22 protein-coding genes are annotated in these 23,733 nt (G+C 43.5%); 4 read left to right on the plus strand and 18 right to left on the minus strand.

The features are described 5' to 3' along the window. Positions 1-234: 234 nt before the first annotated feature. Complete coding sequence (locus AAEM60_RS21165; RefSeq protein WP_341357053.1) at positions 235-3,813, minus strand: Ig-like domain-containing protein; 3,579 nt, start codon at positions 3,811-3,813, stop codon at positions 235-237. A 267-nt stretch (positions 3,814-4,080) separates the two neighbouring features. Here AAEM60_RS21165 and AAEM60_RS21170 point away from each other — a divergent pair, with 267 nt between their 5' ends. Together AAEM60_RS21170 and AAEM60_RS21175 are read left to right on the plus strand one after the other, a co-directional pair. Next, complete coding sequence (locus AAEM60_RS21170) at positions 4,081-4,566, plus strand: hypothetical protein (protein WP_341357054.1); 486 nt, start codon at positions 4,081-4,083, stop codon at positions 4,564-4,566. Between the two features lie 756 nt (positions 4,567-5,322). Then, entirely contained in the window at positions 5,323-7,425 is a 2,103-nt protein-coding gene (locus tag AAEM60_RS21175; RefSeq protein WP_341357055.1) for a GDYXXLXY domain-containing protein, read from the plus strand. 152 nt (positions 7,426-7,577) lie between these two features. Here the strand turns inward: AAEM60_RS21175 and AAEM60_RS21180 are convergent, their stop codons facing one another. The 4 genes from AAEM60_RS21180 to AAEM60_RS21195 all read right to left on the minus strand — a co-directional run bounded on the left by AAEM60_RS21180 (position 7,578) and on the right by AAEM60_RS21195 (position 9,965). Further along, positions 7,578-7,805, minus strand: coding sequence for a ferredoxin (locus AAEM60_RS21180; RefSeq protein ID WP_299744499.1), 228 nt, complete (start codon positions 7,803-7,805; stop codon positions 7,578-7,580). 12 nt (positions 7,806-7,817) lie between these two features. Continuing rightward, positions 7,818-8,840, minus strand: a complete 1,023-nt coding sequence (locus tag AAEM60_RS21185; RefSeq protein ID WP_341357056.1) for an NAD(P)/FAD-dependent oxidoreductase — start codon at positions 8,838-8,840, stop codon at positions 7,818-7,820. A 34-nt stretch (positions 8,841-8,874) separates the two neighbouring features. Next, positions 8,875-9,354 carry a RidA family protein gene (locus tag AAEM60_RS21190; protein WP_299744493.1) on the minus strand — a complete coding sequence of 160 codons (480 nt, stop codon included), beginning with the start codon at positions 9,352-9,354 and terminating at the stop codon, positions 8,875-8,877. A gap of 263 nt (positions 9,355-9,617) precedes the next feature. Further along, positions 9,618-9,965, minus strand: coding sequence for a 2Fe-2S iron-sulfur cluster-binding protein (locus tag AAEM60_RS21195; protein WP_044339899.1), 348 nt, complete (start codon positions 9,963-9,965; stop codon positions 9,618-9,620). 174 nt (positions 9,966-10,139) lie between these two features. Between AAEM60_RS21195 and AAEM60_RS21200 the strand changes: the two genes are divergently transcribed. Continuing rightward, positions 10,140-10,946 (plus strand): aspartate dehydrogenase, encoded by an 807-nt coding sequence (locus AAEM60_RS21200; RefSeq protein WP_341357057.1) that lies wholly within the window; start codon positions 10,140-10,142, stop codon positions 10,944-10,946. 52 nt (positions 10,947-10,998) lie between these two features. Here AAEM60_RS21200 and AAEM60_RS21205 read toward each other — a convergent pair whose 3' ends face one another. The 10 genes from AAEM60_RS21205 to AAEM60_RS21250 all read right to left on the minus strand — a co-directional run bounded on the left by AAEM60_RS21205 (position 10,999) and on the right by AAEM60_RS21250 (position 18,985). Beyond that, entirely contained in the window at positions 10,999-11,676 is a 678-nt protein-coding gene (locus AAEM60_RS21205) for a GntR family transcriptional regulator (RefSeq protein WP_044339901.1), read from the minus strand. A gap of 94 nt (positions 11,677-11,770) precedes the next feature. Further along, on the minus strand, positions 11,771-12,082 hold the full coding sequence (locus AAEM60_RS21210) for a hypothetical protein (RefSeq protein WP_341357058.1): 312 nt from the start codon (positions 12,080-12,082) through the stop codon (positions 11,771-11,773). Between the two features lie 21 nt (positions 12,083-12,103). Further along, positions 12,104-12,637 carry a chromate transporter gene (locus AAEM60_RS21215; RefSeq protein ID WP_341357059.1) on the minus strand — a complete coding sequence of 178 codons (534 nt, stop codon included), beginning with the start codon at positions 12,635-12,637 and terminating at the stop codon, positions 12,104-12,106. Then, on the minus strand, positions 12,634-13,230 hold the full coding sequence (locus tag AAEM60_RS21220; RefSeq protein ID WP_299744481.1) for a chromate transporter: 597 nt from the start codon (positions 13,228-13,230) through the stop codon (positions 12,634-12,636). The genes AAEM60_RS21215 and AAEM60_RS21220 overlap by 4 nt, the downstream gene beginning before the upstream one ends. Positions 13,231-13,280: 50 nt before the next feature. After that, positions 13,281-13,754 (minus strand): heme-binding protein, encoded by a 474-nt coding sequence (locus AAEM60_RS21225; protein WP_299744478.1) that lies wholly within the window; start codon positions 13,752-13,754, stop codon positions 13,281-13,283. A 23-nt stretch (positions 13,755-13,777) separates the two neighbouring features. Then, positions 13,778-15,250: an aldehyde dehydrogenase family protein gene (locus AAEM60_RS21230; RefSeq protein WP_341357060.1), complete on the minus strand. Its 1,473-nt coding sequence runs from the start codon at positions 15,248-15,250 to the stop codon at positions 13,778-13,780. Between the two features lie 94 nt (positions 15,251-15,344). After that, complete coding sequence (locus AAEM60_RS21235; RefSeq protein WP_299744472.1) at positions 15,345-16,073, minus strand: iron-containing redox enzyme family protein; 729 nt, start codon at positions 16,071-16,073, stop codon at positions 15,345-15,347. A gap of 253 nt (positions 16,074-16,326) precedes the next feature. After that, positions 16,327-17,793 (minus strand): hypothetical protein, encoded by a 1,467-nt coding sequence (locus AAEM60_RS21240; protein WP_299744469.1) that lies wholly within the window; start codon positions 17,791-17,793, stop codon positions 16,327-16,329. A gap of 32 nt (positions 17,794-17,825) precedes the next feature. Next, a complete protein-coding gene (locus AAEM60_RS21245; RefSeq protein WP_341357061.1) occupies positions 17,826-18,596 on the minus strand; it encodes a creatininase family protein in 771 nt (256 codons plus the stop codon). A gap of 59 nt (positions 18,597-18,655) precedes the next feature. Then, complete coding sequence (locus AAEM60_RS21250) at positions 18,656-18,985, minus strand: 2Fe-2S iron-sulfur cluster-binding protein (RefSeq protein WP_341357062.1); 330 nt, start codon at positions 18,983-18,985, stop codon at positions 18,656-18,658. A gap of 294 nt (positions 18,986-19,279) precedes the next feature. On the opposite strand from AAEM60_RS21250, the gene AAEM60_RS21255 reads away from it, so the two are divergent. Beyond that, entirely contained in the window at positions 19,280-19,615 is a 336-nt protein-coding gene (locus AAEM60_RS21255; protein ID WP_341357063.1) for a hypothetical protein, read from the plus strand. A 484-nt stretch (positions 19,616-20,099) separates the two neighbouring features. On the opposite strand, the gene AAEM60_RS21260 is transcribed toward AAEM60_RS21255, so the two are convergent. The 3 genes from AAEM60_RS21260 to AAEM60_RS21270 all read right to left on the minus strand — a co-directional run bounded on the left by AAEM60_RS21260 (position 20,100) and on the right by AAEM60_RS21270 (position 23,685). After that, complete coding sequence (locus tag AAEM60_RS21260; protein WP_341357064.1) at positions 20,100-21,485, minus strand: hypothetical protein; 1,386 nt, start codon at positions 21,483-21,485, stop codon at positions 20,100-20,102. Positions 21,486-22,060: 575 nt separating this feature from the next. Continuing rightward, complete coding sequence (locus tag AAEM60_RS21265) at positions 22,061-23,002, minus strand: ABC transporter ATP-binding protein (protein WP_341357065.1); 942 nt, start codon at positions 23,000-23,002, stop codon at positions 22,061-22,063. After that, on the minus strand, positions 23,002-23,685 hold the full coding sequence (locus AAEM60_RS21270) for an ABC transporter permease subunit (RefSeq protein WP_299744452.1): 684 nt from the start codon (positions 23,683-23,685) through the stop codon (positions 23,002-23,004). Before AAEM60_RS21270 ends, AAEM60_RS21265 begins: the two co-directional genes overlap by 1 nt. Positions 23,686-23,733: the final 48 nt, after the last annotated feature.

A 23,733-nucleotide genomic window follows, 5' to 3' on the forward strand; every position in this document is an offset into this window, starting at 1 on the left:
TCAGGGGGAATTAGGTAATTGGATGAAAGGTGAAATAGAGTTTAGAGCGCTGAAAAGAATATGGTGAATTGGTGGGGAGTTGTATAAAGTATTCGCCATTAGCCCTGTAAATTCTGCAATCCTCCTTTCTAAAAAGAGGAACCATGGAACCTGTCCCCTTGCTTACCTCATTAATAAGAAAAGAGAAAAAGGAGCCAAGAGAACTATCCCCTTTGGCTCCTTTACTAATCCACATCAATCCATATACTTTAAAACCTCTCCTACCACTGCTTCATTAATCCCCCCACCAATCTGATGAACTTCTGAAGAAGTCTTACCTTCAATAGTATCAATCTGAGATCTTTCCAGTCCTTTTTGTGAAACGAGCAGTACTGGTACGCCGAGTTTAGACGCAAGTGGACCTGCTGATAGGGCGTCAACCAGTTTGGCTGTTTCGGATTTGGCAATTAAAATGGTTGGATAGTGATTTTCTGTGTAGAATTTTTCTATCACTTTCGCATTGGTATCATGTCGGGAAAGGCCGCTGATACGGTTGCCCTCCACATTCTTAGTTGTGATGCTATTTATTTCTTTCATGATGGCTGCATCAAGTACCGCTGCTCCCCCGATAAAGTGAGCGTTCGATAAATCTTCCGATTTCAACCAGTCATACGTGGCTTTAGGAACAGATTTTTTCTCTGAAAGAATGATCGGTTGTTTCACCTTTCCAGATTGGACCGCAATCGACAGTGCATCCGGTTCCCCTCTTCCATAAGCAAGATATGCTTCCGTCACATCGACTGATTTATCGAGCTGCTTTGCAATGAGTAAAGAGGTTTCGTAACGATCTTTACCTCCAATACGAGAAACACTATAACCCACCTTCAAAAGTGCTCCTTTTACCTCATCGGAAATAACCCCGCTACCACCGATTAATACAATTTTCTTCGTGCCAAGTCGTTTTAATTCTGCTTCTGTTTCTGCTGGCAACGTCCCTTTTGTTGTCAGTAGAATTGGTGCGTCGTGTGCAGAAGCTAATGGTGTGGCGGTTAAACCATCTGCAATCGCACCACCGTTAACTAAAAATACTGTTGAGGATGTTTCCCACCCCTGTTTCGATACTTCAACAGCGGTTGAATACCTCGTTGTGCCGATCAGGGTTTTCAGTTGAGGTTTTCCTTTCTCAACTTGTACTTTAGCAATGGCACTCTTGTTACCTGCTTGGTCTTCTGCATGCACACTGAGTTCGGTGCCTGCTTTTTGTTTACTGATTGCAATCGTGAATTCACCATTATTATTCGCAGATGTTTTCCCGATTTCCGTTGAATCTGAACTCGCATAGACTGTGGAATTCGCTTCTGCTTTTCCTGTAATCGACGTTGACTGGTCTCCTACAGGATTTACAGTCGGCTTCGCTGGTGACGTTTTATCTTCGACAGTAACTTTTACTGTTTCACTGTGATTTCCTGATGCATCCACTGAATACACACTTACTTCTGTACCCGCTTTTTGCTTACTGATTGTAATGGTAAAATCACCATTACTGTTCGCAGTGGCTCTGCCAAGCTCAGTTGAACCAACTTTAGCAAGCACATTAGTGTTCGCTTCTGCTTTTCCAGTGATAGAAAGCGAATTATCTCCTACTGGATTTACGGTTGGTTTTGCTGGAGCTGTCTTATCTTCAACCTTTACAGTTGTCGCTTCACCTTTGTTACCGACAGCATCTACTGCATACACACTAATCTCCGTGCCTGCTTTTTGCTTGCTGATCGCCAAAGTAAAATCACCTGTGCTGTTTGCAGATGTCTTTCCAATCTCTGCTGATCCGACTTTTGCAAACACAGTTGCGTTTGCTTCCGCTTTTCCTGTAATCGACGTTGACTGATCCCCTACTGGATTCACAGTCGGCTTCGCTGGTGCTATTTTGTCTTCGACAGTAACATTTACTGTTTCACTCTGATTTCCTATAGCATCCGCTGCATATACACTTATTTCGGTACCTACTTTTTGTTTACTGATTGTAATGGTATAAGCACCACTACTGTTAGTCGTTGCTCGGCCCAGCTCTGTTGAACCCACTTTTGCAACCACTATAGAGCCCACTTCTGCTTTCCCTGTGACGGCAGTCGAGTTGTCGCCTATCGGGTTAACAGTTGGTTTAGCAGGCGCTGTTTTGTCCTTTACCGTCACCACTGCTGATCCACTTTGGTTTCCAGATCCATCGATGGCATAAACGCTTAATTCCGTTCCCGCTTTTTGTTTAGCGATTCCGACTGTGAATGATCCATCACTCGTCGAAGACCCGATGATTTCAGGTCCGGCTTTGACCTCTACCGTCGCCCCTGCTTCCGCTTTTCCAGTCACTGAGGTGTGGCGGTCGGTTACTTCATTCACGGTTGGAACATCAGGGCTTGTTCCGTCCATTACCGTAATGGACGTTGCTTCACTTGTGGTATCACCGTCTGTCACGGTTACCCATAGAGTCGTCCCTGCCGGTTGTTTTGGAATATCAATATAAAAACTTCCTCCATAAGGAAATCCGTTTCCAATGACTTGTTGTCCATTGGTTACTTCAATATAACTATCATCGCCTGTTTCAACGGTTCCTTCTACATATGTAGAGTAATCATATACTTGTGAGACTTGAGGAGGTGCTACATAGCGGGCAACTCCGACTGCTTTTCTGGCATTCACACGGCCATGCCCAAAATAGTCGTCCTTCCCTGATTCACCGAGGTCATCGGCTGTAGCATACAAACGTTGTTCGACTTGAGCATTTGTCAAATCAGGTTCATTTGCTACTATAAGTGCTGCTACCCCGGCTACCACTGGTGAAGCCATGGAAGTTCCGCTCATGGTTCCGTATGAATTATAGGGTAAAGAAGAAAAAATGGAAGAACCGGGTGCGGCTATATCAATTTCACTTCCATAGTTTGAAAAATACGATTTTTGATCATAGCGATCTGTCGATGCCACAGAGATGACATTCGGGTAGGAAGAAGGATAATGAGTTAAACTCGTATTTTCATTCCCTGCCGCTGCCACTACAACCACTCCATTATTATATGCATATTGAATCGCTTCATTATAAGAGTAACTATAATTATAGCTACCTAAACTCATATTAATAATGTCTGCCCCGTTATGGACTGCATAGTAAATTCCCTGGATAACATCAGAAGAATAAGCATATTCATCTGTAAATGCATCAATCGGCATGATACTCGTAAATGGAGAAACACCTGTTACCCCAGTCCAGTTGTCCATGGAACTCCCTATTATTCCCGCTACATGGGTACCATGATCACCTTTGGTCAGGGTGTAGGGGGAATCGAACACTGTATCATAAGGAGAAACAATACGATCTCTCAAATCCTGATGATCCATATCCACACCATTGTCAATGACAGCCACCACCACATCCGATGAACCTCTTATTTGATCCCATGCTCTTTCGGACTCGATCATTTGGTGGTGCCACTGAACACTATAATAAGAGTCATTCGGTACGTGGTTCAATTTAATCAAGTGATCAGGTTCTGCATACTCTACATCACGATCATTCTCTAGATCCTTTATAAAAGATTCCACATCCTGCCCTTCAGGGACATCCATTGTCACAATCGGAGCGGCATCATTTTCTTGATTTGCCAATACCTCATACCCCTCAATAGCTGCTTTATCCACTGGCTTTTTCAACTTCACAATCACTCGTTTTGCTAATTGATCATCTGAAGGAGCAGCAGTATCTCCATTTGCCTTTGCCACTTCAACAGAATAAAAAGGCATACCAAATAAACCTAAAACCATCACCAAAATCAAAACTTTTTTCATACATAATCCCCTTTAAATAATAGTGTTTAGTCAACCGAAGGTCACAAAGAAAAAAGTACAGAACAATGTCTGTAACCTTTTACAAAAACAGGAATTTTATGGTTGTAAATACATAATACTTTCATCCTATTAAATTAGCAATATATGTTTTTGATAGAAGGATGCAAAATTAACAATTTCATAAAAATATGGAAATATTTGTTGAACACCAAAAAGAAATAAGAGATAATATTTATTGAGTCTAAAGTAATAGGAGGAAAGAATTATATGAACTGTTATTATCATCACGGTACTGCCGGGTCAGCTAGTTGTCATGAATGTGGAAGGACATTATGTAGTTCCTGTTCAGATCGCTTCAATCCCATTTTATGTGAGGGCTGTTTTACAAGCAGTCAAAGTAGTGAGCGGAAAGAAATAGTAAAGAAATTCACTATTTCCGGAATTTTATTGTTTATAGGGATGATTTTTAGTATTGGTTCAGGATCCCTAGGAACGGCTATCATATCTACTTATTTTATTGCGGCAATCCCATTTGGATGGACACTTATTTCTCGCATACTTAGTGGTTGGGTATTATTTATGGGAATAAGAGGGTGGATCATTTATCCATTTGCGAAGCTCCTGGCTTCGTGGGTTATCGGAGGTTTTGTAGCTCCATTCTATTTATACAAGATGATCAAACGCTTTAAAGAAATTAATAATGACATGAATACTGTGATCCAAGAAAATGCTGATTTAAAAGCTGGAGCATAACCTTTAATGTAGATCAATGACCCCGGATTTAGTAGCTGACTAGATTTGGGGTTATTTATTTTCCTTAAATACCCTTAATTCTGCCTGCATTCTCCAAGGAGTCGTGCTATTTTTAACTTTATTGTGGTAAACTGTGAACACCAACATTGAACGTTCACGACAAAAACTTTACCCTAACTAAATGCCTGTACTCTACCACCTTCTGTATTTGAGGAACGAGCCGTGCTCAAAGGCTAGCTTTGTTTACAGAACTTTTTAAAAATTTTATCTTTTTTCTTGTGTCTCATATCAACACTAATTCGCCCCCACTACCTCCGAAATGCTCTTCTCTCAGCATATGGTACGCACTTAAAGCAAACCGCTATCTTCTTACCTCTATCATTGAAATAGTGTCTATCTTGAATAGGCTTTTGGTGGCAGATCGCACATCTGGATGGCTTTATCCACTTTTGAATAAGTTTAATCATAACTGTCTATCCTTTCCTGTTTTCTATAATTTCTGTATTCAGCATACCCTTATTTCCTATTAAACACTTATACTGAAAGTCCAGAAATTATAATTATCTGAAAATAAATATAACATAAAATGGTAATTAATTTTAAGAGCACTTATTCCCCCACACATATGCCAACTCCATTAAATATTGTAAATTGTCCAAGAAGCTGTTTTCTTATTATTCCCTCCCCGTCCCATATGCCTATATTATCTTTCTCTCTCATATAGTAGAGTAATCAACTAAAAAAGGGGTGAACCATATGAAAAAAGTGATTTCACTGACGTATTTATTCGGGGTTGTGTTTTTATTGGCAAGTGCACTTTATTTTTTCGCTTCTAACTGGCAGGTGTTTTCGCGGCTTGAGAAAGTGGCTTTGGCGGGATTTTTGATTGTATTGTTCTATGGGGCAGCTTTTCTGTTGGACCGTGTGTTAAAGGGGGCCCACTTCCTTTCAAACTGGCTGATGGTCAGCGGGGTGATTTCCTTCGGCTTGTCCGTCGCCTTACTCGGGCAGCTGTACAATTCCCATGCGGACAGTTTCTTGCTGTTCCTTGTCTGGTCTATTCCGGCGCTTTTATTCAGCTTGAACACAAGGTATAGCGGATTTTACGTATTAACCCATATCCTCATCCATTTGACGATTTATTTTTATCTGTTCCCTTCATCTCCATTCGGGCACTGGACACTCGCCCATACATGGATCGCGTTTGGAGTAGGAATTCTGAACACTCTCTTATTTTTGATCATTAAAAAAGGCTACCTTGCATCAAAGCCGCTCCTTTATCTGAGCCTGATCTCAGCCAATCTCCTCCTTATGGTCACAGCATTCGATAACGAGTATTCCGTTTTCTTTACCCTGTTTTATGTTTTCATCCTGGCCGTTGGCGTGTACAGGTACTTTCATAAAGAAACATCCATCTTCATCATCCTTTCGATGTTTGGAACAGGCTTTATCATCATCAAAATGTTCGAGTTGATGGCAAGGTATGTATCCAGCCTTTTCTTTGTCGGTCTCTTATTTGCCGCCGTTCTGTTACTAACGGGAAGTGTTTTTCTTGTGAACTATTTACGGAAGCATTCCTCTTCCCGTCATTGGACAAAGATAATCTTCATTGCAAGTGTCACGACCATCGCCTCTGTTTTCATCGTGGCGTCTGTTTTCGGACTGCTTTCATTGCTCATGGTCGATGTCTCAATGGTCACTCTATTTGTATTCGCGACGGTATTTCTCGTCATCCCAAGCACGTTGACCAGCTGGCCGTCTCCTGTAAAGTATTCACTCATGATGACCGGTATCATCATCGGGATGACAGCAAGTGTGTTTGATGAATTTTCGTTTGTGATGTTTCTCGTTCTGGCCTATGTGTTTTATGTTGAGAAACGGTCCGCTGCGAGGTTTGTATTCTACTTACTCTTTCAATTGAACACAGCAATCTTCTTGGGCCAAACCCTGGATCTAGGTACCCATCCCCTCCTTGTCGTGATGACGCTCTTGAATGTTGCCGTGTACCTTGCTACTTATAAAAAATATATCCTACAATATGGAGCGTTTCTCATTGGCTTCCTTGCCTTTTTCTCGTTAACTACAATCGTCCTTTCATTAACGCTTCATATTGTCTATACCGCTCTGTTTTTTCTGACCGCGACAGGCTGCGTCTATTACTTCAAAAAGCAGGACCGCACCTTCTATTGGGTTTCATCGCTGGTATTCTGGTTCATGCTTATCGTCCAGCTGTATTATGATCTGGCCTGGAAGCTCGTCCATAAATCCCTGCTTTTAGCCGTGTTGGGAATCCTCTTCTTAATGATGGCGGTTTATCTGGATAGGAAAGTTGGTTCTGATCAGAAATCACACTCAATGCTTGCCGGTAAGAGACTCGGAATCATTCTGATCATACTTCTTCAAGCGGGATGGGTTGGGTACCAGGTTTATTCCAACGAGACCCTTTTAAAAAATGGGGAAACGATCGTACTGGAACTTCAACCTGTCGATCCGAGATCTCTCCTCCAGGGTGACTATGTGGAATTGAATTACACGATTTCTCAGCTTGAAGACACCTCCATTGAAGACAACGGACCCATCACTATTGTGTTGCGCAAAAATGCACAAGGCATCCATGAACATGTGGGTATTTATCGCTTTAACGAGAAATGGAATACTCCTTACGAAAAGAAACCCGGTGATGTCCTACTCAACGGAAAAGTTACAAACTCATGGGACAACAACGCCCAGATCACATATGGAATCGAACATTTCTTCATCCCGGAAGGAACCGGGCTGGATGTTGAGGGGAAAGTGAAGGCTGCAGTGGTGAAGGTAAGTGATAAGGGGAATGGGATTTTGGTGCGGTTAAGGGACTAGGCTGCGGTGGAACTAAGGGGCCTGTCCCTTGTCTCTTCCATGAATCAAAAAGGTGGACTAATAAGGAGAATGCTGCTTATTAGCCCACCTTTATTTCATTAAGCTCGGTTGCGGGGACCGAGGGACAAGGTGCCTGTCCCCCCGTCCCACCATCACCCAAACGGCGTATCCGACAGTTTAATAGATTCCGTCGGACAGTCTTCATATGCTTCTTCCACGTCTTCCATGAATTCTTCCGGAATTGGTGTTGTCCCTTTGTTATCATCCAACAAGACAAATGCCAGTCCTTCTTCGTCGTAGTCGTATACTTCAGGGGAGGATACTCCGCATGATCCGCAGGCAATACAGGTTTCCTGGTCTATGATCGTGTATTTACCCATATTCAATCTCCTTTACGCTTTGATGGTTTCTTTCTTATCCGTTTGCCCCATCACGCTTGTACTATGTAATGGCTGCACGCGTGCACTGGGATCGACATATTGTTTGGCATGGCTTACGGCTACAGGTGCCTCGCCGAACCCGGTGGCGATCAGTTTGATTTTCCCTTGATAGGTGGCGATATCGCCGACGGCAAAGATCCCTTTTATATCCGTCTCCATTTTATAATCGACGACAATTGAATTCTTCTCGATTTGAAGCTCCCAGTCTTTTATGGGACCAAGTGAAGAAATGAAACCGTAATTGACAAGAACATCATCCACATCAACAATTTCAGTCCGCTCCTCTTTCGCGCGGTGAAGGACGACGTGACGAATCGTGGAGCTCTCTGTATTCAATTCCGCTACATTGTAGGGGGTCATGATCCTGACATTCGAATTCATTAGCTGCTGAACACTGTGTTCATGGGCCCTGAACTTATCCCTTCTATGAACGAGTGTTACCTCGCTTGCAATCGGTTCGAGCATATTCGCCCAATCGACCGCTGAATCCCCGCCTCCGCAGACCATCACTTTCCTGTCTTTGAAGCGTTGTAGATCATTAACGAAATAATGAAGGTTCTGATATTCCTCGTCTAACCCTTCGATTCCCAGCGGGCGTGGCTTGAATGCCCCCGCACCTGCTGTGACGATGATGGTTTTGGTCTGGTGGACTTCCCCATTATTCGCCGTTAATAAAAAAGACCCATCAGGAAGCCTTTCCACTTTTTCCACAGTCTGACCCAGACTTACAGAAGGATTGAACTGAAAGGCTTGCTCCTTTAAGCCGTCAACTAAATCCTTCGCAAGCACTTTAGGGAACCCCGCTACATCATAAATATATTTTTCCGGGTACAGAGCCGACAGCTGGCCTCCTAATTGAGGCATACTTTCTATGATCTTCACGCTCATCTGACGCATCCCTGCGTAAAAAGCCGTAAATAATCCTGTCGGTCCTCCCCCGATGATTGTGACATCAAAAACTGGACCTTTTTCCATACACTCAAACCCCTTTTCTTCAACGTTGTTTGACCTATAACTTCTTTAACAAAAGAAGCAAGTCCGTCTCTACCGCTGCATTGCCTGGCAGGGAACTGACTCCCACTGCACATCTGGCATGCTTCCCATTTTCCCCGAACAATTCAACCAGCAGATCGGATGAACCATTGATCACCTTCGGAACATCTGGAAAACCTGCTTCACAACTGACATATCCTGTGACTTTCACGACACGTTCGATAAGGCTGAAGCATCCCAATACATCCTTCACGATTGCGAGCTGATTAAGTGTCGTCAACCGCGCGGCCTCGTATCCTTCCTCTATCGATACATCCACTCCAACCCTTCCTTTGTAGGGGAGATCTCCATTCCACTTACAGGTCACCCCGCTGACGAATAAAAATGGATCCGCTCGTACCGACCCTAAGTAATGCCCCGACGGTTTAGGCTTTTCGGGCAGGATCAGTCCCATTTCTTCAAGCCTGTCTTCAACCTTTATCAATTGTTTCTCCACATCGATCTTCCTTCCTGGCGAGTGCCATTAAATCAAGATGCAGCAGATTATGATGTTTGCAAAAGCGTTTCCCTTCTATTTTTGAATGTACTTGGTTGATGGGAATAGAACACATTGAGGTTTGCCTGTTTATCGCAAAAAGAACATTTCACACCCTCCGGAGCCTTGCGGATATGAGGGACATCCAATATTTCAATTGCCTTCGTCACATGTTTTTTACACGTCCACATTTGCTACACCTCTTTCATTTAATGTGTTTCGTCTTATTTATTGACTACTTGTTTTTGGATTTTATCCGGTTTTCTTTTCTTCACAACCTTTGTTGTTTCTTCATCCCAGGAAATCGTGACATCCCCATCCGTGACAAATGTTTGGCACCCTAAGCGATATCCTTTTTCAAGCCATTCTTCGCCGAGCTTTCTCCGTTCCTGAACCTTCACGTTGTCCAGGTTCTCAGCTCCCTCTTCGATCTTGCAAAGGCAGCTTCCGCATATCCCCCCACCGCATTTGTTAGGAAGATCGCCATCGTATCGTAAGGACATTCGTAATATATTTGAGTTTTCAGGTACATCCAGAACTTTTCCACTTGTAGAATAATTGATTTTAGGCATCGAGTATTCCTCCCTTAATCCTTCTTGGTATACAATATACCACAAACGAAATATTCTGACAATATATTTTTAGTCATTTCTCACTTTTCTGAATTTTAATTTGAATAACGAATGCTCTACTGCTATACTTCTTGGTATACAAAATTCCATCAAAACGAAAGGAAGGATTCCATCATGTTAAAAGTAGGATTAATCGGGTACGGCGCGATCGGGAAAGATGTTGTCTCCTATATAAAGGAAGATAAGGTAGAGGGGACAGAGGTGCACGCGATTCTCGTAAGGAACTCAGAGCAATATGAAGAATTAAAGACTGAGAGTTTCATGGTGAGGGATAGCGAGGAAACCTTCTTCTCTTCCGGACTGGACGTAATCATAGAATGTGCGGGCCATGATGCTGTCTATCAATATGCAGTGAAATCCCTATCAACGGGCAGTCACTTTATAACGGTATCTGTAGGAGCGTTCTCTGATGTGGAGCTATATGAGGAAGTCGTCGAAGCAGCAAGGAAGTATGGCCGTAAATTGATTCTTCCTTCAGCTGCCATAGGAGGCTTGGACCGCATCGCTGCGTCCTCCATCAATGAGCTGGATGAAGTAAAGCTCATTACCCGCAAACCACCGGAGGCATGGAGAGGAACGGTCGCTGAAGCAAAAGTAGATTTAGATACCATCAAGGAAGAATTTACAATCTATGAAGGTACAGCCCGTGAATCTGCTAAACTCTTTCCGCAGAGTACGAATGTTTCTGCTGCCCTCAGCATTGCCGGGGTAGGGTTTGATCAAACGAAGGTACAGGTACTGGTAGACCCGGGAGTGAAGAATAATACCCATCAGATCGTAGCAAAGGGATACTTCGGCGAGGTGGAACTGACCATCCAGAATACCCCGTCGGCAGACAATCCTAAATCGGGCTACATTGTAGCCATGAGCATTTGCAAAGCCTTGAATAACCTTACTTCCCCTGTTGTCATTGGGATTTGAGTCCACTTCCACAAAAAAAGACTGTGTCTCATCATTCAGACACAGTCCCTCTTTATTTTTTCTTCACTTTTTCTTTTTGCTTTTCGATGAAATGGATATAGGCTTTTTTGGAATTTTCAATGTGGATCTTCGTTAAGAATTCGGCCATATCCGCTTCTTTATCCCTTACCGCTTTCATGATTTGGATATGCTCCTTTAAGGATTCCTTCCTGCGTCCCGGGGTTTCGTATCCCATACTGGCAGACATCTGAATATAATCGGTCAACCCGGAAAGGATTTGGAAAAGCTTCGGGCTTTTGGCGGCTTTATAGAGGAGGAGGTTCATCTCGATATGTTCCGTATCGATCCCTTCTCCCTCACCTTTTTCCAACGCTTCCAGCTTTTCGATCTTCTCATTGAACTCTTGTTGTATGTCGTCATCCATTTTCTGCGCGGCAAGCTTTGCAGCCAAGACCTCGAGTGAAGAAAGAATCGTAAACACTTCGATGACTTCCTCTTCAGATATATTGGAAACAATGACGCCTTTTCTAGGGACTGTCTTGACGAAGCCTTGAGATTCAAGCCGGAACAGTGCTTCACGAATCGGGGTCCGGCTGATATTCAGTTTACTTGCCACTTCCCTCTCGATCAGGCGGTCACCTGGCTTGTATTCTCCGCCCAGAATCAAATCTTTTAAATAAATATATGCACGCTCACGGATTGAAAGTAATTCCTCTTCTTCCCACTTCATTTCATTATCCCCTTCTCCGATATAAAATCACTTGTTTATCTATTTTATCAAAGACTCTGTCATTTTTATATTATTAAGATATTTTTGACGTTACTTATGATGGAAAGGGCGCTTGTAACGCAAAACTAAGATATTTAGAGAATAAAACTTTAGTTTTTATCCATCTCAAATTTCTTTTCTTGAAAATCACCTGCCAAGTTGGCACATTTGCCTTAAAAACCTTCACTTTCTGCTGATTATCCTCTGAAATGTAGACCATTTTAGTTGTTGTTGTGCCACTTTCCACTAAACTTGTGCCAAATTGTGGACGACAATAACCATTATCGTTTACACGCAAGCACCATCCCCAACCCCAGCCACATAAAAAAATGCAAAAATCACTTTCTAAAAATGCAAAAACGATCAAGCTGAACTTGATCGCCTTCCATTAATTCGATAAAAAGATTCCTCCATAAAATAGTGCACATACAATCACAAGTGCCGGATGGACCTTAAGCTTTTTCATGACTAGAAAGCCTGCAGCAGTCAGGATCACAAGATGCAATACTCCGCTTTTTTCAAAGGCGGACAGGAAGAATTGATATGCCAGTACCCCGAGTAAAACGGCAATGACGGGCTGTACGGATAGTGTCATCAGCTTTACCTGCGGGGAATCCTTGAAAAGGTTCACGAATTTGAAAAGGATGATGACGGCGATCGCTGATGGAAGAATGGTTGCTGCAAGGGCAATCACCATCCCCAACACGCCTCCCATTTCATAGCCGATGAACCCTGCCATCTTCGTCGCGATCGGTCCGGGCAGGACGTTTGCAATCGCGAACAGATCCCCGAACTCGCCCAGGGTCATCCATTCATAGCGGTTGACCACTTCGTTCTGAATCAATGGAATCGTTGATGGCCCGCCGCCATACCCAAGGAGATTCGAGATGAAAAACGCCCAGAAAATATCCCAATAGATCATACGCTCTTTTCCTTTCTTGGCTCATACATGTCTTCAGACACTTCTTTCCTCCGGTTCTTATATGCGGCCACGATAAAGGCTCCAAGTAGGCAAGCCCCGATCATGATTCCCGGATGTAGATTCAGGAACTGGATCAGTACAAGGGAAACGCCACCCAGCCCAAATGCGATGGGCAGCCCGAGACCTTTACGTGCCTTGTCTGCGAACTTGTACGCCATCTCAAGCAGCATGATCCCGATGATCGGCGTCACTCCCTGCACCATTCCCCCTACAATCGGGGACGTCCGGTACTTGTAAAGGAGGCCGAGCATGAATAACATTCCAAACAAAGAAGGAAGGATATGGGCCAGGATCGCTACTGCCGCTCCCAGGTTACCATTCACTTTGTATCCGATATACGCAGCCATCTTCGTAGCGATCGGACCCGGCAGCGTGTTGGCAAGTGCCAGGGTCTGGCCGAACTCATCCTCTGTCATCCATTCGTATTTCTTCACTGCTTCATATTCGATCAATGGTATGGTGGAGGGTCCTCCCCCATATCCGGTCACTCCCGTTCTGGCAAAACCAACCGTAAGGTCCAAATAAGATTTCATGCCTACTCCTTCTTTCATTATTTTATCGTCAGGACCTCGGCTGCAATGACTTATTTCTTAATATCTGCATCTGTTACGACGTCATGATCCTTTAAGTGGGACTGCAATGCTTTCAGCGCAGCTGTTCCGACAGCCGTATCCTGTTCACCGTTACCGCCGCTGACCCCGATGCCGCCGATGACTTCACCATCCACTACGATCGGAAATCCTCCGACAAATACCGCAAACTTCCCTGGGAGCATCTGCTGGATACCAAATGCTTCATTCCCCGGCAATACAGGCCCGTTCGGTTCCTTGTTAAATAAATGAGTGGAACGCTTATGCCCCGCTGCCGTAAACGCTTTGGCAATCGCGATGTCGGGACCGGTGATCCGGGCGCCGTTCATACGTTCAAGGGCAATCACATGTCCTCCGTCATCGACAACTGCGATGGTTTCAAGTACATTGATTTCTTCTGATTTTCTTTTTGCCTCTTCTATGATTACTTTTGCTTCTTCGAGTTGGAGTCTTAGTACAGTTTTCATATCGTCGTTACCCCCAGAGAATTTTAGTATCCTATATATACGGTCTTGATTTGAGTGAAGAAATCGAGTCCTGCTCTTCCAGATTCACGGAAGGTGGACGTACTTGACCTCTTGATGCCGCCAAATGGAGCGTTCATCAGGTTACCGGTCGTTGTCCGATTCACTTTCACGGTGCCGGCTTTGATATCTTTCGTGAACTGTTGGGCCGTTTTTAAGTTATTGGTCACAATCGATGCGGACAGACCGTATTCAACGTCGTTGGCCACTTTGATCGCTTCAGCATAATCAGAAACCTCGATCACCGCGATGACAGGACCGAAGATTTCTTCTTTCGCAATCCTCATGGAAGGATCGACCTCCGTAAAGATCGCCGGACGAACGTAATAGCCCTTTGCATAATCGCCTTCCGTTACATGCTCTCCCCCGTACAGTAAGTCGGCTCCCTCTTCTTTACCGATTTCAATGTATTTCAACACATTCGTCAATTGCTTCTCACTCGCCAACGGACAAACCGTGATCCCTTCTTCAAATCCGTTACCGATCTTTAGGTTCTTTGTTTTTTCCACCAAAGCACTGAGGAATTTCTCTTTGACCTCTTTCATCACGATGACACGACTGGTTCCCGTACAGGCCTGACCACTTAGATTGTAGCCGCCATTCACTGTCAATTTAGCTGCAAGCTCGATATCGGCATCTTCCATCACAATCAATGGATTCTTCCCGCCAAGCTCCATCTGTGTTCTCGTATCGAAGGAAACATTACGATGAATGCGTTCCCCGGCGCCAGTAGATCCTGTAAACGTCACAGCCTTCACTGCTGGATGGTCGACCAGGCTGTCACCTATTTCACGGGAGTTCCCCGTTACAAAATTAAGTACCCCATCCGGAAGTCCGGCGTGTACCAAAGCTTCCACTAATCGATAAGCAACCAATGGCGTTTCAGAGGATGGCTTGAATACAACCGTATTTCCTGTGATCAATGCAGGCGCTATTTTACGGGCAGGTATCGATAATGGAAAGTTCCAAGGAGTGATGACGGTGATGACACCAAGCGGCTCAAGCTTCGATGATACATCCATGTTGGGATCATCCTGGGGAAAGGTCTCTCCGCTTTGGCTTTGACCTTCGACCGCATAATATTTCAGGGTTTCAGCAGATCTCAGCACTTCCCCACGGGCAGCCCCGATCGGCTTCCCTTCTTCCTGAGTCAATTCCTTTGCAAATTGATCTACATGGTCGATCAAATATTGAGCTGCCTTGTTAAGGATCGCTGCCCTCTTGGAAGGCGCCGTATCAGACCAGGAAGGAAAAGCGGCATCCGCAGATTCAATGGCCCTTTTCACGTCCTCTTGTGTCGACGCCTGGAAGACACCGACCACTTCTTCTTTATTGGCCGGGTTAAGGCTGACAAACGTTTTTTCACTGGAGGAATCCTCCCATTGACCATTAATGTAGTTTTTGTATAATTCGGCTTTTGCTACTAGCACTCGAAACATCCTTTCCTATTCATTTCTCGGATATGATGAACAAATGGCAGTTCCCATACCAGGAAACTGCCACTTATGCATTTTTTACAATGTTCTAAGTATCTTAAGCCTGTACAAGAGCACCTAAATCTTTTTCAAGATACTCTTTCCATAATCCGTCCATGTACATGCGGCGCATTTTCGCTCCTACACGCACAATCTCCAGGCATTCCTGCTGAAGTTCCGGCGTATCAGCATGCTCCAACACGATTTTGTATCCACGCTCTCCATGGATTTCATCCGATACGATGTGCAGGTCGAAGAATTCGATTTCTTCATCTGTGAATCCGTATTTTTCACGAAGGACCGGCGTTTGTTTACGATAAATATCAGGTACTTGTGATTCCAAACCTACTACTAATGCTGCCGTTGCCACTACGAAGTTTTCACGTGCCGCCACTGAATAGCACCAGCTTTGCAGTCCAAGAGTCGTTGCAGCCATATTCTTCGGATCTCTTACTCGATCGCCTGTCGTTCCACACGCTTCAGCAAAACGGATCAACAAGTCGGTATGGCGATCTGCGGCGATTTCTTCTTCATACATATTTTGAAGGGTGAAATCTTTCGCGTCTTCGAATTTTGGATGATCAGGCGTATTGTGATAGATATAAGAAAGATAGTTCGCGAAAGGCCCAACATAGTGGTAATGGTTTTCAGCCCATTTTGCAAAGTGCTTTCTCTCGAGCTTCCCTTCTGCCCAAGCAGTTGTAAAAGGAGCCTTTTGACTATGATTTCCCTTGATTGCCTCTTCCAGCTCTTTACGGAATTCATCTTTAGATAATAGTTTTGTCATGATCATTCTCCTCCTAAAAGTATGCTGCAGTTGATCTGCACATTGTATTGTGTATTTTGTATACCAAATAGTGTTGAAAAAACAACCATATCTTCCTTTTCGACTGAAGTGACAGCATCTAAAGAGATACAGTTCGTGAAAACAACTACTTAGCTTGTTCATTTGGTATACCATTGACTTTATACTACCCTATGAATCGTACTTTGTAAATATACTTTTCTGATTTTTTTTAAAATTATAATTTTAATGCTGGCTACATGAACAATATGGCCGCAAGGGTTGCCACCACAAGCCCTGTCATGACGGGAATGAAGTTCTTTCTGGCGAGCTCCAGTACGGATACCCCGCAAAAGCCTGCCACCGCCACTAGGGATGACCATGCGATCAGTGTCCCGCCGCCTGTCCAAACAGATCCCATCTGACCGATCGCCGCCAGTGTACCAGGGTCAATCCCGGCTGAACCTGACATGGCACCTGATAATGCTCCCACTAAAGGTAGTCCTGAGAAGCCTGAACCATCCAAACCAGTGATGATACCAACTAAAAGGATACCAAAGGCACTAAAGAAAGCGTTTTCAGGAATAGATGCTTGTGCAGACTGAACGAGATCGAATAGAAAGGCAGGCTTGGCCGCTTCTTCCCCAAGTGATAGAATCGACCCGGTAAAATCCGAGCTCCCCAGGAAGAAGAATCCGGCTATCGGGATAACAGGACCCATGGCACGAAACGCGAAAACAAAACCGTCTGTGATGTGATCCCCGATTTTATCCAGGGCATGGATTCTTCCAAATGCAATGGAAGCCAAAATCAGCAGTACGGCTGCGACTCCACCGATAAAGGCAGCACCGTCCCCACCTGCAAATCTCCCCGCCTCTGCATCACTAAACTTGGTAGAAAACATAAAAATCATGACGGCAAGCATGGACAATGGAACGAGAACAGCAAACACTTTCCCCCATATTTCTTTTCTGCCTCTGTAAACCTCAAGCTCAGACGCCGCGGATACTTCAGCTTCCACAACACTTTTGTCCGCAGTCATGGCATTCAATAGGTTGACCGCATTCTCTGCTTCTTCGCTATTCGGCTTGGCAATCGACTTATACATCATTGCATAAGCAACCCCGACAGCTGTCACTCCTGTTATAATCGATAAAATCATCGCTTTATCCGCAACCTGCACCGTTTCCATCCCCCCGGATGTTGCCGTCAGCATCGGCGCGATCTGCATGATATAGTCAGACGATAACGCCATCCCCTGTCCGGCAATCGCCACGATCATCGCGGCCCCCATCGCCGGCAGGCCGGCACGCATGGCAGCAGGAACGAGCAGAGCACAAATAAGTGGAACAGCCGGTGTCGGCCAGAAGAACAATGAAATGACATACGTCACTACCATTAATACGAAAAAAGCGATATGACCGTTGACCATGACTTTCTGTATGGGCACGATCATCCGTTGATCGGCTCCGATATCTTTCAGTGAGTTTAATAGAGCGACCATCAGGGTAATAATTAAAAAGATACTGAATAATTCTCTGGCTGCAACCAGATTGGCGTTGAAGACCGCCATAAAACCGCCGACGAGGGACCCTTTATACAACCAGGCAACCAAAAAGGTCCCGACGATCGTCGGCAGTACAACCCCTTTCCGAAACAACATCGTAACGATGACAAGTGCAGTAACCAATGCATACAACCAATGAGCAGCAGATAAATCCAAAGCATTCACCCTTCCCACTTTTTTGTAGCGATTTAATTCAGCATTTCAACTTCGAGACGTAATAATTCCCTTAACGCTTGTGCAATATTCTCTGTCGCTTCTGTAACAATCTGTTCCCCTATCTCTCTCGATGCCTTTGTTGCGTCCCCGATACATCCATTTTTCGTCATTTCTTCATACTGATAGTATCCTTGAATCGCTTTTCCCGGTCTTAATTGTTTATATCTCCCCCCTTCACAGAAGTCTCCCGACGTCAATTTGTCCGGTCTGATCAAGTATGGTGCTAAGTAAAGCGCTTCTGATACTTCGCGTTCACAGCTATGCCCGAAAATCGGGGAATGGATGAAATCCTTGATCGATTCTTTAGCAGATGAGGTGGTTTTTGCATAATAAACCTCAACCCCCTCCTCCTCTGACAGGACCGTGCTCGCCACACTTAACGTCGATTGATTTCCCCCATGCGCATTTAGGAATAGAAATTTATTGATCCCATGACGCTTTAAAGAACGTACCATATCCCTTAAAATCGCGATTAATGTATCCGGCTTCAGGGAAATGGTCCCCGGGAAATTCATGTGATGGGGAGATACGCCCATATTGACCGTCGGGGTAACGATCAGATGCGGGTGCATCCGCTCGGCAATTTTTTTCGCCATCTCGGTTGCAAGTACCGCATCACAGCTTTCAATCATGTGAGGACCGTGCTGTTCATGGGCCCCGATCGGTATGACCGCCATCTTAACGGTTTTTAACGCCTCCTCTACCTCTTCCCAAGTCATATTTGTCAGTACGTACGAATCCATATTGTCACCCCTTACACTTTTTACGGTATTTTGTATACCGATTAAAACCACAAAAAAAATTAACCCTTTGCCTCTGCTGCCGCTTTTCTTTTCTTGACGTCCACACCTTCCTGCGTCAGTTCGATATCCGCTTTAATGTTCAGCTGACACGTGAGCCGGTAGTTTTCATTCACCAATTCCCCCAGCATTTTATCCTCCTTCCAATTGGGTGGATCCAGGTTTTCACCGCCACTCAGCACTTTACATGTACACTTCGTACATTTCCCCATCCCGCATCCATATTTCAGTTTCGGAAACTGCTTAATTCCTGCCAGTACAACCAAATTAGCGCCATCTTTCACATCCTGTTCAACGATTCCACCTTCAACATACAGCTTGACATTTGGCATACAAAACACTCCTTTACCGTGACATTTATCACAATTTTTAGAATTTTCTTAAGTATACATATGAATCTATAAAAATGTAAACCCTTTCGTAAGGTTTTCTTACAAAAACGAGATTGGAAATGACTGTAAGTTTTGAAAGTGAAAAAGGATAAATTAGCGACGAATCAACAAATAAATAAAAATTCTGAAAACTATATTGATTTCATTCGGCTCTTCCTTTACACTGTAGACAAGAAGATTTGGTATACAAAATACAAAGTGTACTGAATCAATCATGAAGGAGTGGGTTTTATTATGGAAAAGTATATTGTACTGACCAACAAGGATACCTTTCAGACGATACTAGAAAATGACGGATTCCAGCCTGTAGAAACGTATCACTTTTATTTCTTCGATAAATTGAAATCTTCCTATACCATTGCCAGAGTCCTGGATGACGATGCGAAGATTCAATTGTATGAGAAGTATGAGGGGAAAGAGTATGTCAATCATATCCGGGTGAAGTTCTTCGAATCCTTCGAGACGATCGAAGGCGCACGCGAGGAGTTATATGAAATTGTGAAGGCGAATGGAAACAGCGAGGACTCGAAACATTCCAAGCTGGTTAAGTCTGATGAATTAGCTGTCTAGTAAAGTAATAACCTCAATCTGTTATTATACAGGCTTACTCGATCCTTTGGAATGTGGAGGGTTAGGTAAGCCTGCTTTTTTGTGGGAGTGATGGTTGATTTCCGTTCCGAATGACCTTTTTCCGCGGGGCTTGCGGTGAGATTCCTCTAAGTTAAGTACCTATGTTGTCTTAGCCCCTGGCTTTATATAACTTCCAGAATTGATGAATGATAGTTTGAAAACAGGGACCGTCCCTTTCCGCTCCAGGCACTTGCCTTCCGCTGCAATCCACTCTTTTCTGCTACATTTTGACGGACAAATTACGTGTTAAAAAAATATAAAAAACAGACCTTATTTTAGATTGAGGGTTCTCCAAGACAAACTATCTAAATCTCCGCACCAATCAGCTCTTTTTGTATTCTATTTATTTTTAAAAGAGATCCCAACGAAAAACACCTTTGATTCTAGTATCTACAAACATACAAAAATCGAAGGTGTTTTTTTCCTATATAAGAATCTGCAAAATGATGAGGTACGTCACGGTCAATGCCAGAAAAGAAATCGTAAATGTAAAATTCCAATTCGATACTTTGAAGGAGCTTGTCTTTACAATGGTAGACATTAGACCGATCGTTGCGTTATAGGGTCCCATGAGAAACGCAGATACTGCCCCTGCGAGCATGGAAACCGTCAGGATATAGGGTGAAACATCCAAGCTGTGAGGGTCAAGTGTTCCTGCCAGTAAGGCAAGTGCCACCGCTGGATGAAGTCCGATAAACGCCAGGATCAAAGGTATCAGAGGGATTAATAGGACAAAGATTTCAATCCCGATTGTATCCTTGAAAGCGGTAATCCATTCATTCACCAGATGATCTGTATGGGAGAATTCAATCGCCGATATAAAGAAACCTGCAGACAGAAAGATGAAAAACTGATCTTTCATTTTTAATAAATGGTGCTGATAGTGATCCACCAGCCCATTTTTAAAATTCCGTGCTTTTCCCAACAATAGACACCATATGAAAGCGAAGGGAATGACGAGCAGTGACACGACGATCAAGAACGAAAGGGACAACCAATGCTCCAGGAATGAAATCACGACATTAAAGGCAAGGATCGCCAGCAAAATATGTGACAGCTTTCCTGCCCCCGCCTTTCCCTCCATCCCCTCAATGGCTGCAGCCGTCTCGTTAGCGGCGGGGCTTGTACGATAGGAAGGACGATTTCTCCTCTTTCTGAATCCGCCTGTATACCAATCAAGCAGCAGTCCCATCACACTTAAAGGAAGTACATAAGGAAGCAACCCGCCCCACTTCACCCCCGTCATATCAATTACGATCCCGACAATCGGAGTCACCGGGGCCCACATCAACGGCATGGAGAATCCGTGAGTGATCGCTCTGCTCATGAACCTTTCTTTATCTTGGAGCGGAAAAGCATCCGCAGCCGGCCTGACAGAGAAATACGTCATCGGCAGCGTGGCCAGATTCATGAAAATACTAAAGAAATATGAAATCCCTGATGTGAGACTATATAAGCTTGTTGAGGATTTCACCCTCCTGGATATAAAGCCTTGAATATTCTCAGAGTAGTTTCCGAGCTTGATAGGAAGCGCTAACAAAGGGACCAAAGCAAACAACGTCAGAAGATTGAGCATCGGGCCGAATGAAAACAGAATATCTTTCAAACCGGCGTCACCCTTCAACAACATGATGAATCCCAATACAAGAAACGTCCCCCCTATCACCCTTACAAACTTGTTTACTCTGAATAAAGTGATCATGACAATCAGGAAGGAAATCACAGAAATGATGGGAGAAATATTGATACCACTGAAAAGTTCGTTGATCAAATAAAACAGGATGGAAACACCGGATAAGAATTTTATCATCTAATCACCAATTCTTTTTTCTGATTATTCTATATATTAAACCTCTTGAGAATGAAAATCAATTGTATGGTATACATTATTTCAGAAAAAACCAGGTTTTTTGATTGTGTTTACTCTTTCCTATTACAACATAAGTATCGGTTCCTTGCTGATAATTGACTTATAACATGGATTTAATACGGTTTTCGGAAATCCACCTCTTTATTATGGTATACCATAATGCTTTATTCATCTATTTTTTTACGTTAATTACATTTAAAATAAGGTATTTGGTATACAATTATCATTGACTTCCTATCATATCCTTCTTATACTAAAGATATTAAGAAAAATATAAAAATCTCCGGGAGGGGTCCATATGTTCCAACTATTATTTGGATCTAAACACGCTTTAGAAAAAGCAAACCGCAAATTTGCCAGACTAAAACGAACGTTAAAGTTTTAATGATATAACATTTTGTCCAATGTATTTCTCAATTGGAAGGCAGTTCAGTTCCAGATCCAAGAGGTGTTCCAAGCACTAGGAGCACCTCTTTTTTTGGGACATGGGGACAGGTATCGCGTCCCGGCACTTCTTATAGCGGGACAGGGTGCCTGTCCCCTTGTCCCCCGGATTCGTTCTGCAAAAAAATATCTTCCAAAGACGGTTCATCAACATTAATCCTGTATAAATCAATATTATGTCCGGTGAATGCCCGGACGATTTGCGGGATTTTCTTTTCTGATTCGATTACAAGAGATGTGACATTTCCTCTTGTCTCGATCTCTTTTCCCACGGTTTCAAGGTACTGGTTGATGAGATGAGGGTTTCCGTTTTCCAGGGAAGAATGCTTGATCTCCACCTGGATGGAGGAAGAATAATGGGCCCTTAATCCCTCTAATGTTCCTTCATTGATAATTTTTCCATCTTTCATGATAGCCATGCGGGTACAGATTTTTTCGACCTCATTTAAGTTGTGGGAGGTCATGAAAATGGTTTTTCCTTCTCTCTTCAAATCCAATATTAGCTGCTGGATGCTAAGTCCTGATTCCGCATCGACACCTGAAGTTGGTTCATCCAAAAAGACCAGATCGGGGTCATGAACGATCGCCTGGGCAATCCCTAATTTTTTCTTCATACCGAAAGAAAATTTTCCGGCCTTTACGTTTGCATGTTCTAAAATCCCCACTCGATCCAGAACCTTTTTTCCTTGTGCCGTTGATATTTTTTTGCCGTTAATGCTGGCAAAATATTTTATGTGACCAAGTGCGGTTAAGGAATCATAAAAGGTTGAGTAATCAGGTAAAACCCCGATTCGGCTGTATACGTTCTCAAGCTTTGTTTCACCCAGCAGCTTGAATTCTCCTGAAGTAGGTTTTATCACCCCGGTGATCATATTGATAAAGGTGGATTTTCCTGCGCCATTCCTTCCCAGGAACCCGTATATCTCCCCTTTTTCCACATGTAAACTTACTTCACTGACTACCTTTTTGGAACCAAATTGTTTCGTGAGTCCGTTTGCCTCTATCACATTCATTATAAATCTCTCCTCTTGAAGATCTCTCTTGCAACGATGAATAGTAATACCGCATAAATGAGATTGATTAAGATATAGTAACTTCCAAGCGTTGAATAATAATAGGGGGTTAAATACTTAAACCAGTTCGTATAAATGCTATCGGCATAGATCGCCCAAAAACTGAGCGCAGGGAACACAAGAGCGAATACGATGCCGAAAAACATCGAGACGGCAGGCTTCGGCATCACAATGGAAAAGATAAGATTCAATGCCAGGGCGACCGAAAGAAACAACATGCAATCCACAACACCAAGCCATAGGAATTCTTTCGAAACAAATGTTACCAACAGATAAGAAACCGTTATGCAAAAGAACCAGAAAAACCAAACCCCCAGATATTTTCCTAATAAAATCTTCGTTCGGGTGGTCTTCGTCACTAAAAATCTCATCGTGCGGCTGCTGATTTCCCGGTTCATTAAATCATGAGACAGGCCTGCTATAAATAAAAACCCTAATCCAAATACGATCATCAGGGTTCCAATCGCAAATCCATCCTTACTCCCACCTAAATCCAACTGATCTGCAACCGTAGTCATGAAATCTGCCAATACATAACTTATCCCAAAGATGATTGCGATGACGATGATCGATTTAACACTTTTAAAATGTCCTTTAAATTCATTCATGCATATTGCCCACATTCATTACCACTCCTTTCTAAAAATAGTATACTATTGGTAAATTAAGAT

It is taken from the genome of Rossellomorea sp. y25, assembly GCF_038049935.1.
GTDB lineage: Bacteria > Bacillota > Bacilli > Bacillales > Bacillaceae_B > Rossellomorea.